Origin of the sequence: Paraburkholderia acidipaludis NBRC 101816 (genome assembly GCF_000684975.1) — a bacterium.
Taxonomy (GTDB): domain Bacteria; phylum Pseudomonadota; class Gammaproteobacteria; order Burkholderiales; family Burkholderiaceae; genus Paraburkholderia; species Paraburkholderia acidipaludis.
Genome location: NZ_BAXZ01000010.1, coordinates 175,837 through 191,242 on the forward strand (window position 1 = coordinate 175,837; position 15,406 = coordinate 191,242).

Consider the following 15,406-nt stretch of genomic DNA (forward strand, 5'->3'; position numbering starts at 1 on the left):
CATGAATGTCGACCATCTGTTCGAAATGGCCAACCAGATCGGCTTGTTCTTCGAGTCGCTGCCCGATCGCGAAGAGGCGCTCACGGGCATCGCCGAACACATCCGGCGCTTCTGGGAGCCGCGCATGCGGCGCACGCTGCTGGCCGCGCTCGATAGCGGCGCGGCAGAAGCCAGTCTTTCGGAAATCGTCCTCGCGGCGCTGAAGAAGTATCGAGAATCGCTGACGCCCGTGGCGGCCTGATCGAAGCGCGCGGACTGCCGGTTTCGCACGTCAGGCGACGGTGCCCTGCGCGGCGCCGTTCGGTGCGAACCACGTCTCGCAGTGACGCAGCAGCTCGTCGAGATCCGACGACGGGCGCCCGCGCGCGCACAGATACCCGTCGGGCCGCACAAGGTAGAACGCGGGCCGCGAGCGTCCGTACGATTCGGCAAGCGTCGGCGCGCCCTCGCCTTCGGGCGTCGTTCCGCCCTTCGGCGCATCGCTGAGCCGCCAGAGGCGCAAGGCCTGCGGCAACAGCCGCTCGACCGCTTCGGCGAAACGCGCGAGCGCCGCGTCGTCGTCCCGGTTCGCATGCCCGGGCTCCCCGTCGACGAGCAGGAACAGCGAAAAGCTCGCCGGGTCGTGCAGATCGAAAATGCGCCCCGTGCCCGGCGCGTTGCCGAACGGCCCGTCGATCACGCGGGCCAGCGCGTCGGGGGCGCGCTCGCCCGCGCGCGGACCGCCGTCGAGCCCGTGCTCGAGCGTCAGCGGGCTGCGCCGGTACTGGATCGACAGCTCGCTCACCGCCTCGCGCGCCGCGTCGCGCAATGGCCCCAGCGCGACCAGCACGGGCATCACGCGCTCGCGCAGCAGCTTCAGCGGGCCGTGATCGGCCTCCGCGAGCTGCGTCATGAAGCTCGTCTGCTGCAGAACGAGCCGCTCGATCGGGTGGCGCTCCGCGTGGTAGGTGTCGAGCAGACGCTCGGGCGCACCGCCCGTGAGTACTCGGGCCAGCTTCCAGCCGAGGTTGAACGCCTCCTGTATGCCGGTGTTCATCCCCTGCGCGCCCGCCGGGCTGTGCACGTGCGCCGCGTCGCCCGCGAAGAAGACGCGCTCCACGCGCATCTGGCGCACCATGCGGCTGTTCACGCCGAAATACGAAGCCCAGGTCATATCCGAGAGCGAAACCGGATGATGGATGCGCTGCCCGGCGATCGCGCGGCATTCGTCGAGCGTGGGCACCGGCATCGTGCCTTCCGGCGCGGCGGGCAACACGGCCTTGTGGTCGGCGATCAGGCGCCAGCGTCCCCCGCCGAACGGAAACAGTGCGGCCAGTCCGTCGCTCGACGCGAACACATGGAACTCGTCGTCGGGCCAGGGCGTTTCGGCGGCGACATCGGCGAGCAGGAAAGACTGTTCCAGCGTCTCGCCTTCGAACTTCATCCCCAGCTTGTGGCGCACGGTGCTATGCGCGCCATCGGCGGCGATCAGATACGCGGCGCGGATCGATTCGATACGGCCATTGGCGCAGCGCACCTCGGCGCTCACGCCCGCCGATCCCTGGGTGAACTCGAGCAACTCGCAGCCGCGTTCGATCTCGACGCCGAACGCCGCGAGGCTTTCGGTCAGAATGCGCTCGGTGACCGTCTGGTCGAGAAACAGCAGATAGGGATAGCGCGTGAAGAGCGGATCGAAGTCGAGCCGCGCACGGCGCTGGCCGTTCGAGTAGAGATTGGCCGCGTGCGCGCGGTGGCCGAGTTCGAGGAACGGTTCGACGATACGGTGCTGCTCGAAGAGTTCGAGCGTGCGTGCCTGAATGCCGATGGCGCGCGTGTGACGCCCGGGCTCGGGCGTGCGATCGATCAAGCGGACCGCAATGCGCGCGCGAGCGAGAGCAAGCGCGGCGGCGAGACCCGTCGGTCCCGCGCCGACGATGAGCACGGACGGCGAGGAAAAAGCCACGGTCATGCAGGCCTCCATGCGGTCGACATGAACCGTAGTGTACGCCCGCCCTTGGCGCGGTCCGGCCTGGCCTGGCTGGACCAGGCGCCGCTCGCCGCAAGATCAGTGTGCGTGCGGAACGACGTCGAGCGAGCAGCGGTGTTGCGACGTTCCCATATCGACCTGCAGCGTGACGTGTTTCATGCTGTAGCGCACGCCGAGCGCCTGGACGATGCCGTCGAGCACGGCGTCGCCCGGGTGTCCGCCAGGCATCACCAGGTGCGCGCTCAACGCGTTGCCCGTGGTCGAGAGCGCCCAGACGTGCAGATCATGCACGTCGGTCACGCCCTCCTGCTGCGCGAGGAACACGCGGATGCGCTCCACATCCACGCCCTCGGGCACCGCGGCGAGCGCGAGCCGCACCGACTCGCGCAACAGACCCCACGTGCCATAGACGATCACGAGCACGACCACGATGCTCATGATCGGGTCGATCCCGTTCCAGCCCGTGAAGAGAATCACGAGACCGCTCACGGCGACCGCCGCCGAAACGCCGGCGTCGGCGGCCATGTGCAGGAATGCGCCCCGCACGTTGAGATCGTCCTTGCTCCCGCGCATGAAGAGCCACGCCGAGAACCCGTTGACGACCATGCCGACCACGGCCACGACGAACACGTCGAGCCCGGCCACCGGGGCCGGCACCATCAACCGGCTAATCGCTTCGGCAATGATGGCGCCGCAGGCGATGAGCAGCAGCGTCGCGTTCGCGAGCGAAGCAAGAATCGACGAGCTGCCGAAACCGAACGTGAAGCGGGCCGACGGGCGGCGCGCGGCAAGCCGGATCGCGCCCCAGGCCAGCAGCAGGCCAAGGACGTCGGACAGGTTGTGGCCGGCGTCGGCGAGCAGCGCCGTCGAATGGGCGATCACGCCGTATACGGCCTGCACGACGACAATCACGACGTTCAGCGCCACGGCCAGCGCGAAAGCGCGCCCATGGCCGGCTGCCGGAGCATGGTGGTGGTGATGGTGGCCATGACCGTGGCCGTGGCTGTGCCCCGCGTGAGCGTGCCCATCGTGGCCGTGACCCGCATGCGCGTCGTGATCGTGGTCGTGGCCGTGCTCTTCAGCTGCGGCGCGTTGTTTGCGATCGTCGCTCATCAGACGGACTCCTGATATTCGGCGGCGGGCTCGCCGACGTGCTCGAGCATTCCCTCAAGCATCGTGCTGATGTGCGCATCGGCGGCCATGTAAAACACCTGCTTGCCCTCGCGCTCCGCGCGCACGACGCGCGCTGCGCGCAAAAGCCGCAGGTGGTGGCTGACGAGCGATTGCGAAAGCCCGAGCGCCTCCGCGATCGCGCCAACGGAGAGCCGGTCGCGCACGCAAGCGAGCACGATGCGCAGGCGCGTTGGGTCGCCGAGCAGGCGAAAGAGGTCGGCGAGCGGCGCGATGCGCTCGTCGTCGAAAAGTGTCGACATGGCCTTAATCAAATATATGAATATGTGTTCATATGTTAAGAGCTTACAGAGCCCCCTGTCAAGTCTCGGGAGCACTCGCTCGAGTGTGGGAAAATGCTGCCTTTGCTTTATTCAGGTCTTGCCCCTTCCGGTCATGGAACAGGTTTTTTCCCGCGCGTACGCCGCACATCGCGACGGGCGGCTGGACGACGCCGAGCGCGGCTATCGCGCGACGCTCGCCGCCGACCCCGTGCACGTCGATGCGCTGCACCTGCTCGGCGTGCTGCGGCACCAGCAGGGCCAGCACGCGGAAGCGGCGGACCTCGTGCGCCGTGCGGTAGACCTGCGCCCGGACGACGCCGCGCTTCAGCTGAATCTGGGCAACGCACTGAAGGCGCTCGGCCAGCTCGAAGCCGCCATCGAGCGTTTTCGCAACGCGCTCACGCTTTCACCCGCCTTCGCGCTCGCGCACTACAACCTCGGCAACGCCTATGCGGCGCTGGGCCGCCACGAGGACGCCATGTTCTCGTTCGGCCATTCGGTGCGGCTGCAGCCGGGCGACGCGTCTTCGCACAACAATCTCGGCAACGCCTACCACGCGCTCGGGCGCTACACCGAAGCGGTCGATTCGTTCCGCCGCGCGCTGAAAATCCGCCCGAGCCACGCGGGCGCCCACAACAATCTCGGGATGTCGCTGAACGCGCTCGGCGATACCGAGGGCGCGCTCGTCCAGTTCCGCGCCGCGCTGGCGGCGCAGCCGCGCTTCGTCGCCGCGCACTTCAATCTCGCGAATACGCTCGACGCTACGGGCCAGCACGCCGAAGCCGTCACGGTATTCGAAGCCACGCTCGCGCTCCAGCCGCGCTTCTCGCCGGCGCTGTTCGGCCTTGGCACCGCGCTCGCTTCGCTTGGCCGTCACGACGAGGCCATCGGTCCCTATGAGCGCGCCGTCGGCCTCGACCCGAAGTTCGCGCTCGCCTGGCTTGGGCTCGGCACGGCGCACCATGCGCTGGGTCGCCACGAGGCCGCCGTGCGGGCCTTCGACGAAGCCCTGCGCGTGCGCCCCGAGCTTGCCGCCGCGCATCTGAGCCGCGCGCTCGCCTGGCTCACGTTGGGCGACTTCCGCCGCGGGCTGCCCGAATACGAATGGCGCCTCGATCCGGCCGTGCGCGAACTGGCGCAGTACCAGCCGGCGACCGCCCCCCCTCTTGCGCCCCAACGCACCGCGTCCATCGACACCCTGCCGCGCTGGCGCGGCGAACCGCTCGACGGCCGGACACTGCTGATCCAGGCCGAACAGGGTTTCGGCGACACCCTGCAGTTCGTGCGCTTCGTACCGCTCGTCGCGGAAGGAGGTGGGCGCGTCGTGCTCGAAGTGCAGCCGCAGTTGCTGCAGCTCATCGCTCCCGTCGCGCAGGCGGCCCGCGTGACGTTGATCGCCCAGGGTGCACCGCGCCCGGCCGCCGACCTGCATTGCCCGCTGCTCTCCCTGCCGTTCGCGCTCGGCACGACCTTCGACGCCCTGCCCGGCCGCAAACCGTATCTCCAGGCACCGCCCGCTTACCGGCGCAAGTGGCGCGGTTCGCTGGGCGGGCAGGCGAAGCGCAAGGTCGGCATTGCGTGGTCGGGCCGGCTCCAGAAGCAGGAGAATCGTTCGCTGGCGCTGGCCGCACTCGATCCGCTGTTCGCACTCGAAGGCATCGACTGGATCGTGCTGCAACCGCAATTGAGCGACGCCGAGCATGCCGCGCTCGACGCTCACCCCCGCGCGCGCTCGATCCACCGCCTGGGCCCGAAGGTCGCCGATTTTGCCGATACGGCTGCGGTAATCGAGCGTCTGGATGCCGTGGTGTCGATCGACACGTCGATCGCGCACCTGGCCGGCGCGCTAGGCGCGAAGCTCTGGCTGATGCTGCCGTTCGCGGCGGACTGGCGCTGGTTCACGGACACCGACACGAGCCCCTGGTATCCGCGCGCGCGGCTCGTGCGGCAGCCCCGGCCGGGCGCCTGGGCGGAAGTCGTGGAAAACGTCGCGCGGGATTTGCGCGACGCCTGACGGCCGCTCCGCGAACCGCGCTCGTCAAACAGTCTTGTACTGATTGCGTGCTTCCGCGGTGCGATAGAGCACGAGCGTCGCGATGAGGCCGCAGACGCCCGCGATGCCCATCCACGCTCCCGGCGCGGCCTTGTTGCCGCTCGCATGGATCAGATAGGTCGAGATGGCCGGCGTGAAGCCGCCGATCGTCGTCGCGAGGCTGTACGCGAGCGAAAAGCCAGCGGTGCGCACGTCGGGCGGCATCACTTCGGTGAGCGCGACGACCATCGCGCCGTTGTAGCAGCCATAGAGGAACGAGAGCCACAGCTCGACCATCAGCAGCCGGCCGAATGACGGATCGGCAACGAGCCATTGCACGGCCGGATAGGCGGTGAGGATCGTGAGGACGGTGAAGACAAGCAGCACGGGGCGGCGGCCGATGCGGTCCGACACGGCGCCCGAGACCGGCAGCCAGAACAGATTCGAGAGGCCGATGCAGATCGTCACGACGAGCGTGTCGACTTCGCTGAGCTTGAGCACTTCCTTGCCGAAGGTCGGCGTGTAGGCGGTGATCATGTAGAACGACACGGTCGTCATGATGACCATGCCCATGCCGCCGAGCACGGTGCCCCAGTTCTGGATCATCGAGCTCATGATCTCGCCGATCGACGGACGATGCTTCTTGTGCGCGAACTCTTCCGTTTCCTGCAGCGAACGGCGGATCAGGAACAGGAACGGCACGATGCAGCAACCGATGATGAACGGCACGCGCCAGCCCCACGAGGTCATCTCCTCGACAGGCAGGATGCGGTGCAGCGACACGCCGAGCAGCGCGGCGAACACGACGGCCACCTGCTGGCTGCCCGACTGCCACGACACATAGAAGCCCTTGTTGCCCCTGGTCGCCATCTCCGAGAGATAGACCGAGACGCCACCCAGTTCCACGCCTGCGGAGAAGCCCTGCAGCAGACGCCCGCACAGCACGAGCAGCGGCGCGAAGAAACCGATCGTCGCGTAGCCTGGAACGACGGCGACGGTGAGCGTGCCGAGCGCCATGAGGCCGAGCGTGAGGATAAGGCCCTTGCGGCGGCCGTGATGGTCGATGTACGCGCCGAGAATAATGGCGCCGAGCGGCCGCACGAGAAAACCCGCGCCGAACACGGACAGCGACAGCATCAGCGAGGCGAACGCGTTGTCGCTCGGGAAGTAGGCCTTGGCAATCGCCGAAGCGTAATAGCCATAGACCATGAAGTCATACATTTCCAGGAAGTTGCCGCTCGTGACGCGAAACACGGTCCGAACCTTTGATTCCCTGGAAGCTGCGTGAGGCGCGGTAGACATGACGTTCTCTAAGGAAGCGTCCGCCGCACCCTGCGTGGCCGGCTGGGCAGACAGTGAAACAGAAAGCCCGCGAGCGGAGCGTCACGCGGGCGCGCCCGGCGGGCGGCCATTATGCCGCCCGTGCGCACTCTCATATATCAGGGTATTACCCAAGGGAGCGACACCGGCACCGAATGGCCTTTGCTCCGTCAGATTATTGCGTCTTGTCGCGGTTTCGGGGAGTCCTCGCGCCAGTGCGCTTATCATGCACAATAAAGCCTGTGCGCCACGCTCCGCACCACCCGTTTCGACGCCCCGCCACCGCATGCCCACCGCTTTTCCCCTGACCCTGCGCCCGGCCACCGCCGCGGACGCCCCGCTGATCGCCACCCTGCATGCAGCCAGCTGGCAAGCCACGTATCGCGGTCTGCTGCCCGCTGCCTTCCTCGAGCGCGAAGTCGGCGACGAACGCGCCGCCTGGTGGCGCGCGCGCATGGAAGCGCCAGGCGGCGAGCGCCGCCTCGTGCTGATTGCCGAACTGAACGACACGACACCGGCGGGCTTCGTCTGCGTCGAACAGCAGCCCGATTCGCCGTGGGGCGTCTTGCTGGATAACCTGCATGCCTTGCCGGAACATCAGGGCATCGGCGTCGGCAAACGGCTGATGCGGGCCGCGCAGGAATGGGCCCGCTCGCGCGGCGAAACGCAGTTGTACCTCTACGTGCTCGAAGGCAATGCGCCGGCGATCGCGTTCTACGAACGGCAGGGCTGGAAGTTCTCGGGTGCCGAACCCGACCATATGGGCGGGGTGGATATTACGGCCCTGCGCTACGTCTTGCGGCTCGATACTGTCTAAGCCTTGATCAAACTCAATACCGTGTCGCGCGCGAGGCCTTCTGCCGCGCGAAGCACCCTGCTCTCATGTCGCTCGCTTTCGCGCGGCCGGAGTGAGGCAATAGCAGTTTTTAAGACATTTCTGATAGATCACGCTTTGGCTATCCTGCATCATCGCCTGCGATAAACAGAAACTTGGCGTGAAGCGCGGCTCGTAGCCCGCTTCGTTCAAGCTGTGGCTGCGAGAGATCGATGTCGACAATCCCGTTCGTTCAGGTTGAGGGTGCCATTGCGCTACCGCGCGTACTCCCGCTCGACCGCATTCCGCCGCCGTTCGGTGGCGAATGGAGGCTGCTGCCGCCGCACTTCAGCCTGCGTATTGAAATGAAGGCGCTTTATGCCGCCATCATGCGCACCGTCTGCCTGAGTGCGGAAGCGTTTCGCGCAGCCTGCCGCTGGGACCTGCATCGCCGAACGATTCCCGAGCCGGCAGGCGCGCCGATTGGCGACTCGGCCCATGCCGGCGCGAACGGGGCAGTTGCCATGGCCGCGCCCTTCTCCGGCGCCTCGCTCGATCCTGCCGCCCAGCCGCATGCCGAAGCCTCGCGGCAAGTCCCGTCAGCAGGCAAAAGCCGCATGTCGCCAGCCGACCGAAGCAGGCTGGCGGGCGGCGCCTGTGCAATCGGCGGCGCCGCATTGCTCACATGGATACTGGCAAGCCATGCTCCGCATAATTACACGCAGTCGGCCACGCCCTCGCCTATACGTGCGGATCACGAATCCGGCGGCACCGTCTCGCAGCGGCTTGCCGACGAACGCACGGCGCACGAGCTCGCGGTAGCGGACTCGCAAAAGACTCTCCAGACCAGTCAAGTCGTGGCACTGACTGCGCTGTCACAAAACGCAACGCCGGCACCCGGCACTGAGACCCCCATCGTGAGCCAGCCGAAGTATTCGGCAGAGAGTCATCACGTAACGGCGCAGCCTGCGATCCTGGCACTGCCTCTCGGTGCAGACGACGAAAAGCGCCCGGCCCGGCCGGCTGCTGGCATCGCAAAATCCACGGCCGCCATCGAGCCACGTGCCGTCAATGAGCGGCATGCGGCGCGCACGTTCGCGCCACACCGCGTGAGCCCCCACCCCGTCACTACACATCGCACAGCAGGCAAGTATTCGAAAGCGGGGCATTATTCACCCCGCAGGCCGAGCGCGCATCATAGCGACGAATACGCTTCGATCGTCTCCTACGCCAGCACCTACACAGCGCCACGCCCGGCCAGCCGCTTGTCGGTCCCGGTCGATAGCACCGAGTGGGTTAACCACGTCTCGCAACGTCGAGTAACGGAAATACCCGACAGCTTCGCGAAGTGATGCGTTCGCAACATATCAGACAGACAGCAGAAGCCCGGCACACGCCGGGCTTTTTATTGGCTGGCTCGCTCTTCGAGCTATACCGGCCTCATTTCCTCGCGCCGGGCAGACCTGCCTCGGCCTCCCGCTGCAGATCCTGAACCTGGCGTTGAAGATCGCGCAACTGGGCCTGGGCCTGGGCCTTTTCGGATCGCAGCGTCGCCGCGTCCGCCTGCATCTGCTGTTGGCGATCGTTGACCTGCGCCTGCTGAGTGTGCGCCACGTCGAGGTCGGCCTGCAAATGGCGCGCACGGTCTTCGGACTGTGCGATCACACGCTGGATATAGGCCTTCTGCGCCTCGAGCTGGGTACGGCGGATCTCGACGTCCGCGAGGCGTGTGGTCTGCCGCGCGAAATCCGCGTAAATCGCCTCCGCGCGCCCTTCGTCCTGCGAACGGATCACCCGCCAGAAATGCTTGTCCTGGAACAGTACGACGTACCAGGTCATATCCGGCGGATAGAAGAACAGACTCGCACCGTAGCCGCCGTTGTAGGTCGTGCGCAACTCGACGAGCTGTGAATCGTGTATCAGTTGCATGAGCATGGCGACGTCACCCTGCGCATTGTCTGCGCTCGCCTGCTCGTCGGTTGGCTCGGGCGGCGCCGAGTCGGCCGGCGACGGCGTCAGGCTGCCAGGCGACGGCCGGCTGCCCGCTACGGGCGCCAGTTCGCCGCCGTCGTCCTGCGCCCACCCGGCGGCGCCATACAGCAACATCAAGATAGCTGCGGCGCCGGGCAAGGCGCGTCGCAGTGCCGTTGAGTACTTCATACCTGCCATTTCGTGGATGATTCAGCGTGGATGATTCAGAGTAACCCTTCATTATCCCCGCCCAACAATCTCAAAAACGGGCTTTAATTCGGGATTACCTGGAATCGAGTCAAACCGACACGCGGAATGAAGTCACCCAAGGAATCACCCCGTTGCGGGGCTTGGCTGCGCCCCGAACCAGGGTAAAGATGCGACGCAATGGCGCACAGCGGCGGCGCGCCGTCAGGCGACGCCAGAAACGCGCGAGGTTAGAAACGCGTTTCGCGCGCCGAGCGCAGGAAGGCGTCGAGCAGCGGCGTGCAGTCGAGCAGTTCGGGACCGCCTGCGCGATGGAATTCCGGGTGCCACTGCACGCCCACCACGAACGGCGCGCGACGGTATCTCACCGCCTCGATGAGACCATCGCCCGCCGAAACCGCCTCGATCGTGAGGTCGCGCCCCAGGTTCTTCACGGCCTGGTGATGAATGGAGTTCACGATGGCCTCGCTGCGGCCCGGAAACATGCTCGCGAGCGACGAGCCCGAGGGAAACGTGATCGCGTGACGATGCTGATCGTAGCGTTCGCTGACGTGAGCACCGGCGGTAGGCACATCGGTGGCGATGTCCTGATAAAGCGTGCCGCCAAACGCCACGTTGATCAGTTGGCAACCCCGGCACACACCCAGCACCGGCTTGCCCGATTCGACGAACTCGTGCAGCAGCTCCAGCTCGTACATGTCGCGAACCCGGTCGCCAGGCCACTCGGGGCGCGCCGAGACTTCCGCATAGGTCTGCGGCGAGACGTCGGCGCCGCCCTGCAGCAAGAGGCCGTCAAGGTGCTTCGCATAGTCGCGCAGACGGATATTGCTCGGATGCAGCATCCCCTGGTGCCCGACGGTCGGAATCATGAACACGATCACGTCGCGCGACATGACCCAGTGCGCAATCGACTCCTCCAGATATTGCAGCGTCTTGCCACGCAGCCCCATGGCCCCCGGTTCCGGGTGGAAGATGCGCGCCGACACGCCGATGCGCAGCGTCCGTTGCGTGATCCGCTGCCCCGCACGGTCGAACAGCTGGCGCGCGCGCGCCGCGATGATGCGACCGAGCACCGACCACGCCGAATCGCTCGGGCGCAAGTAGCGCGGCGGATTCGGCGGCAAGGCATTGGGCGGCGGCGGGTTCTGCGCGCTGAAATCCGGCGCCTGGCCGAAGCCCGCAGGCGCCGCGCCTGGGCGCGGCGCACCGGCGGACGCCGGCGGTTCGGTGGTCGTGGACGCCGCTTCGCCGCCGGCGGCTTCTGTTGCCGGGCTCTGCGGCGTGCTTCCCCCGACCACATGAGGCTGTGCGCCGGGCGTGACCGTCGAGGCGCTTTCGGGCGCATCGGTCGACGCGCGCTGTGCCGGCTCGCCTTCCGCCACAGCCGCGGCGGGCTCTGCGGACGACGACGAGGTCGATGCAGCGGGAGAGGCGCCGGAGGATCCGGACGAAACGTTGGGTTGGGAGGCGCCGGGCGAGCCGGCATGGGCGGAACGGTCAATACCGTCGGAGGATTCGAGGTCGGATCTGTTTTCGCTCATGACGTGGGGTCGGGCGCGCCGCGCGCGCGAACGATGAACATGGATCGATTATCCTTCGCCCCGCCGGAGGCCGCCAGCCCTGTGCACAATTCCTCAAATCCGGTCACATCTGCGCAACACGGCGTCATGCGTCGGGGCGTTCATCGAAGGTCTCGCGCAGTGCGATCTGCATCGAGGCGTGGATCTTCACGAACCAGCGCCACAGCAGCATGGTGAGCGCGGCCGCCCCCACCAGCACGCCGATCAGATAGCCGGTTGGCGGCAAGATGCCCCCGGAAAGCCCCGCGACGAGCAGAAAAACGCCGGCCATGGCCAGCACGGGCACGACTTCGGCTATCGCATGGCGCAGCGCGCGCGTGAAGCGCCCCGCCTTTTCGGGCTGCACGCTCGCCTCGGCCAGCAGCAGCGCGAGCGACTGGGTCTTGCGCCATACGGCAACCAGAAACGGCATGGCGAGCACGAGCGCGAGGCTCCACAGCACCACGCGCTGGATGCGCTCGTCGGCAATCCATGCGGAGAGCGGCGGCCCGGCATAGCGGGCGCCGTAAGACACGCCAATGAAAATCGCGGACACCAGCGCGAGATTCACCACCACCTGCAGCACGATGCGCCGCACGAGCGAGAAGAACGTCGGCCCCGACGAGCGCGGCATGAGGCAGCGCAGCCACTGGCCATAGAGGCCGAAGACGTTCGCCACGGTGGCCGGCATTGCTCGCGCGAGCCGTTGCGAAAGCGGGTCGGCGAAGCGGATCAGATAGGGGGTCGTGAGCGTCGTGATGGCGGAGACCGCGACCGCGACCGGATAGAGAAATCCGCTCGTCACCTTTAGCGTGAGGCCGAGCGACGCGATGATGAACGAGAACTCGCCGATCTGCGAAACGGTCATGCCCACGCGCATCGCCGTGCGGCCGTCGCGGCCCGCGAGGAACGTGCCGAGACCGCACGAAACGAGCTTGCCGAGTATCACCACCAGCGAGATCACCGCGATCGGCCATGCGTAATCCACCAGCACGAGCGGATTGAGCATGAGCCCGATCGTCACGAAGAAGATGGCCGAAAACGCGTCTCGCAGCGGTGCGACGAGATGCTCGATGCGATGCAGGTGGCGCGACTCGGCCATGATCGCGCCGATCAGGAAAGCGCCGAGCGCGATGGAGTAATCGAGCTTGACGACCAGCAGGCAGAACCCGAAGCAGAAACCCAGCACGGAGATGAGCAGCATCTCGTCGCTGCCCACGCGCGCGACGTAGCCGAGCACGCGCGGCACGATCAGGATGCCCGCCAGCAGCGAGACGAGCATGAAGAGCAGCAGCTTGCCGAGCGTGATGAACGCGATGCCCGGCGAAAGCTCGCCTGTCTGCGCGATGCCGCCCAGCAGGACCAGCATCGCGATGCCCAGAATGTCCTCGACGATCAGGATGCCGAACACGAGCTGCGCAAACGGCTCGCGCTTGACGCCGAGATCGGAGAGCGCCTTGACGATGATCGTGGTGGAAGAGATGGCGAGGATCGCGCCGAGAAAGAGCGCGTCCATCGCGCTCCAGCCGAACGCGCGGCCGATCTCGTAGCCGATCCACAGCATCAGCACGATCTCCGAAAGCGCAGCGACGATCGCCGTCACGCCGACCTGGAACAGTTTCCTCAGGCTGAACTCGAGGCCGAGCGAAAACATCAGGAACACGACGCCCAGCTCGCCGAGCGTCTGAATGGTCTGCTCGTCATGGATCAACTGGAACGGCGGTGTATAAGGGCCGATGATCACGCCCGCGGCAATGTAGCCGAGCACCACGGGCTGCTTCAGGCGATGGAACAGCACCGTGACGACACCGGCGAGCGCCATCACGACGGCCAGATCCTGAATGAAGCCGATTCCTTGGTGCATGTCACAAATCCTTACAAATAGCTGTCTATTCGAGGCATCTTACCTGATGCGACCGCCGATCCCAATCACGCCATGATGAAAATCTGGCCCTACAATGTGATGCGTCCACCGCCCGGACCGCCCGCCTCCCACCGCCCATCGCCATGACCACCGACGCCGCCCTCTTCATCCCATTTGCGCCTCTCGCCCAGCTTGCCGCCGATCTGGCCGCGGGCCGCACGACGAGCCGCGCGCTCGTCGAAACCGCGCTCGAGCGCATCGCCGCCCCGGCCGGACAGGGCGCAGCCGTCTTCACACACGTCGATCCCGCACGCGCGCGCGCCGCGGCCGACGCCCACGATCGCCTGCGTGCCTCGAGCACCGTGCTGTCGCCGCTCGCGGGCGTGCCCGTTTCGGTGAAGGACCTGTTCGACGTGCAAGGCGAGATCACGCGCGCGGGCTCCACCGCGCTCGCTGGCGCGCCGCCCGCGCAAGCCGACGCCGTCGCGGTCGCGCGGCTGCGCCAGGCGGGCGCCGTGCTGATCGGACGCACCAACATGAGCGAGTTCGCGTTCTCCGGGCTCGGGCTGAATCCGCACTACGGCACGCCTCTTTCGCCCTACGGGCGCGGCGTGGGAGGCAACGCCCGGGTCGCGGGCGGCTCGTCGTCGGGCGCGGCAGCTTCGGTGGCGGACGGCATGGCGGCCGTCGCGCTCGGCACCGACACCGGCGGCTCGATCCGCATTCCCGCCGCGTTCTGCGGACTCACGGGCTTCAAGCCCACCGCAGCGCGAATTCCGAAGATGGGCGCCGTGCCGCTCTCGCCGACGCTCGACTCGTTCGGGCCGATCGGCAACAGCGTGGCGTGCTGCGCGCTCACCGACCGCATCCTCGCCGGGCTCGCGCCGCACGTCCCGGCGGCACGGCATCTGGAAGGCGTGCGCCTTGGCGTGCTGACCAATTACGTCGCGGACGATGTCGAGCCCGAAGTCGCCGCGACGATCGACGCGGCGCTCAGGCATCTCGACGCGGCGGGGGCGATCGTGAGCGAAGTCCGGTTCGGCGCGCTCGACCGCTTGCCGGAGATCAATCGCTACGGCTTCTCGCCGATCGAAGCCTACGCGTGGCACCGCGAGCTGATCGCCCGGCATCGCGACGACTACGATCCGCGCGTGCTCGCCCGCATCCTGAAGGGCGAGCCGGCACGCGCCTGCGATTACCTCGACCTGATCGCGGCGCGCGCGGCCGTGCTCGAGGAAGCCGAGGCCACGCTCTGGTCGCGTTTCGACGCCGTGATCGCGCCAACCGTGCCGATCGCGCCGCCGCGCGTGGCGCCGCTTATCGACGACGACGCCGTATTCGCGCAAACCAACGCGCTCGTGCTGCGCAACCCCAGCGCGTTCAATTTTCTCGACGCGTGCGCATTGTCGCTGCCGTGCCACCGTCACGGCGCGGCGCCGGTCGGGCTGATGCTGGCCGGCGCGCCCTTTGCCGACGACACGCTGCTGGCGATCGGCCGCGGCGTCGAAGCGGTGCTCGCACCGTTACGCTGAGCCGGCTGCGGCGCGCGATGCTTTTCCACCCGAATCCCCATACGATCAAGCGCACATGGCCGCATTACACGCCCTTCGCGCTAGAATCGCGGACACGCCGTTGCAGCCCGTGCGCTGCGCCACCAAACCGAAAAATCGAGCGACATGAACGACGATAACGCGCTGTTGCGCCGCGAGCGCCGCCTGCTGGTCCTTCTTTGCCTTATCTGTCTTGCGCTGCTGGGCGGCGCGCTCTACATGCAATATGTCGAGCACGAAGATCCCTGCCCGCTGTGCATTCTCCAGCGCTACTTCTTCGCGCTGATCGCGATCTTCGCGTTCCTCGGCGCGCGCCTGTCGAGCTGGCGCGGCGTGCGCCTGCTCGAAGGGCTGGTCGTGCTGTCGGCGGCGGGCGGCATCGTCGCCGCGGCGCGGCTCGTGTGGGTGCAGGCGTTTCCCAGCTTCAGCTGCGGCTTCGACACGCTCCAGCCGATCGTCGACGGCCTGCCGCCCGCGCAATGGCTGCCCGGCGTATTCAAGGTCCAGGGCCTGTGCGAAACCGTCTATCCGCCGATCCTCGGCCTCTCGGTGCCCGCGTGGTCGCTGGCCGCGTTCCTCTGCATCTTTGTCCTGGTCTTCCTGAGCCTCTGGCGCAATCGCCGCCGCCAGGTGTCCTGGCCCGGCCTCCGTCGCTGAGCGATAGCCGAA

General features: G+C 67.1%; 13 protein-coding genes. 6 read left to right on the forward strand and 7 right to left on the reverse strand.

What is annotated here, in order from left to right; translation table 11 throughout:
* The first annotated feature begins 1 nt into the window (after position 1).
* Positions 2–241 carry a formate dehydrogenase subunit delta gene (locus BAC01S_RS14130; RefSeq protein ID WP_027795356.1) on the forward strand — a complete coding sequence of 80 codons (240 nt, stop codon included), beginning with the start codon at positions 2–4 and terminating at the stop codon, positions 239–241.
* 30 nt (positions 242–271) lie between these two features.
* On the opposite strand, the gene BAC01S_RS14135 is transcribed toward BAC01S_RS14130, so the two are convergent.
* The 3 genes from BAC01S_RS14135 to BAC01S_RS14145 form a co-directional block, all read right to left on the reverse strand.
* On the reverse strand, positions 272–1,948 hold the full coding sequence (locus BAC01S_RS14135; RefSeq protein ID WP_027795357.1) for an FAD-dependent monooxygenase: 1,677 nt from the start codon (positions 1,946–1,948) through the stop codon (positions 272–274).
* Between the two features lie 96 nt (positions 1,949–2,044).
* On the reverse strand, positions 2,045–3,079 hold the full coding sequence (locus BAC01S_RS31305) for a cation diffusion facilitator family transporter (RefSeq protein ID WP_043202237.1): 1,035 nt from the start codon (positions 3,077–3,079) through the stop codon (positions 2,045–2,047).
* Positions 3,079–3,399 (reverse strand): ArsR/SmtB family transcription factor, encoded by a 321-nt coding sequence (locus tag BAC01S_RS14145; protein ID WP_027795358.1) that lies wholly within the window; start codon positions 3,397–3,399, stop codon positions 3,079–3,081. The genes BAC01S_RS31305 and BAC01S_RS14145 overlap by 1 nt, the downstream gene beginning before the upstream one ends.
* Before the next feature lie 133 nt (positions 3,400–3,532).
* On the opposite strand from BAC01S_RS14145, the gene BAC01S_RS14150 reads away from it, so the two are divergent.
* Positions 3,533–5,434: a tetratricopeptide repeat protein gene (locus tag BAC01S_RS14150; protein WP_027795359.1), complete on the forward strand. Its 1,902-nt coding sequence runs from the start codon at positions 3,533–3,535 to the stop codon at positions 5,432–5,434.
* A gap of 24 nt (positions 5,435–5,458) precedes the next feature.
* On the opposite strand, the gene tcuC is transcribed toward BAC01S_RS14150, so the two are convergent.
* A complete protein-coding gene (gene tcuC / locus BAC01S_RS14155; protein WP_027795360.1) occupies positions 5,459–6,754 on the reverse strand; it encodes an MFS transporter in 1,296 nt (431 codons plus the stop codon).
* Between the two features lie 304 nt (positions 6,755–7,058).
* On the opposite strand from tcuC, the gene BAC01S_RS14160 reads away from it, so the two are divergent.
* Both BAC01S_RS14160 and BAC01S_RS14165 read left to right on the forward strand, forming a co-directional pair.
* Positions 7,059–7,589: a GNAT family N-acetyltransferase gene (locus tag BAC01S_RS14160; RefSeq protein ID WP_027795361.1), complete on the forward strand. Its 531-nt coding sequence runs from the start codon at positions 7,059–7,061 to the stop codon at positions 7,587–7,589.
* A gap of 230 nt (positions 7,590–7,819) precedes the next feature.
* The gene (locus tag BAC01S_RS14165) at positions 7,820–8,938 is read left to right on the forward strand and encodes a hypothetical protein (protein ID WP_027795362.1); all 1,119 of its coding nucleotides are present in this window, start codon (positions 7,820–7,822) and stop codon (positions 8,936–8,938) included.
* Positions 8,939–9,026: 88 nt separating this feature from the next.
* Here the strand turns inward: BAC01S_RS14165 and BAC01S_RS14170 are convergent, their stop codons facing one another.
* From BAC01S_RS14170 to BAC01S_RS14180, 3 genes are all read right to left on the reverse strand, one after another.
* Positions 9,027–9,746 carry a DUF2968 domain-containing protein gene (locus tag BAC01S_RS14170; protein WP_027795363.1) on the reverse strand — a complete coding sequence of 240 codons (720 nt, stop codon included), beginning with the start codon at positions 9,744–9,746 and terminating at the stop codon, positions 9,027–9,029.
* 248 nt (positions 9,747–9,994) lie between these two features.
* Positions 9,995–11,305 carry a gamma-glutamyl-gamma-aminobutyrate hydrolase family protein gene (locus tag BAC01S_RS14175; protein WP_043202241.1) on the reverse strand — a complete coding sequence of 437 codons (1,311 nt, stop codon included), beginning with the start codon at positions 11,303–11,305 and terminating at the stop codon, positions 9,995–9,997.
* A 124-nt stretch (positions 11,306–11,429) separates the two neighbouring features.
* Positions 11,430–13,187 carry a cation:proton antiporter gene (locus BAC01S_RS14180; RefSeq protein WP_027795365.1) on the reverse strand — a complete coding sequence of 586 codons (1,758 nt, stop codon included), beginning with the start codon at positions 13,185–13,187 and terminating at the stop codon, positions 11,430–11,432.
* Positions 13,188–13,330: 143 nt separating this feature from the next.
* Here BAC01S_RS14180 and BAC01S_RS14185 point away from each other — a divergent pair, with 143 nt between their 5' ends.
* A complete protein-coding gene (locus BAC01S_RS14185; RefSeq protein ID WP_027795366.1) occupies positions 13,331–14,719 on the forward strand; it encodes an amidase in 1,389 nt (462 codons plus the stop codon).
* 144 nt (positions 14,720–14,863) lie between these two features.
* Positions 14,864–15,394: a disulfide bond formation protein B gene (locus tag BAC01S_RS14190; protein WP_027795367.1), complete on the forward strand. Its 531-nt coding sequence runs from the start codon at positions 14,864–14,866 to the stop codon at positions 15,392–15,394.
* The last annotated feature ends 12 nt before the right edge of the window (positions 15,395–15,406 follow it).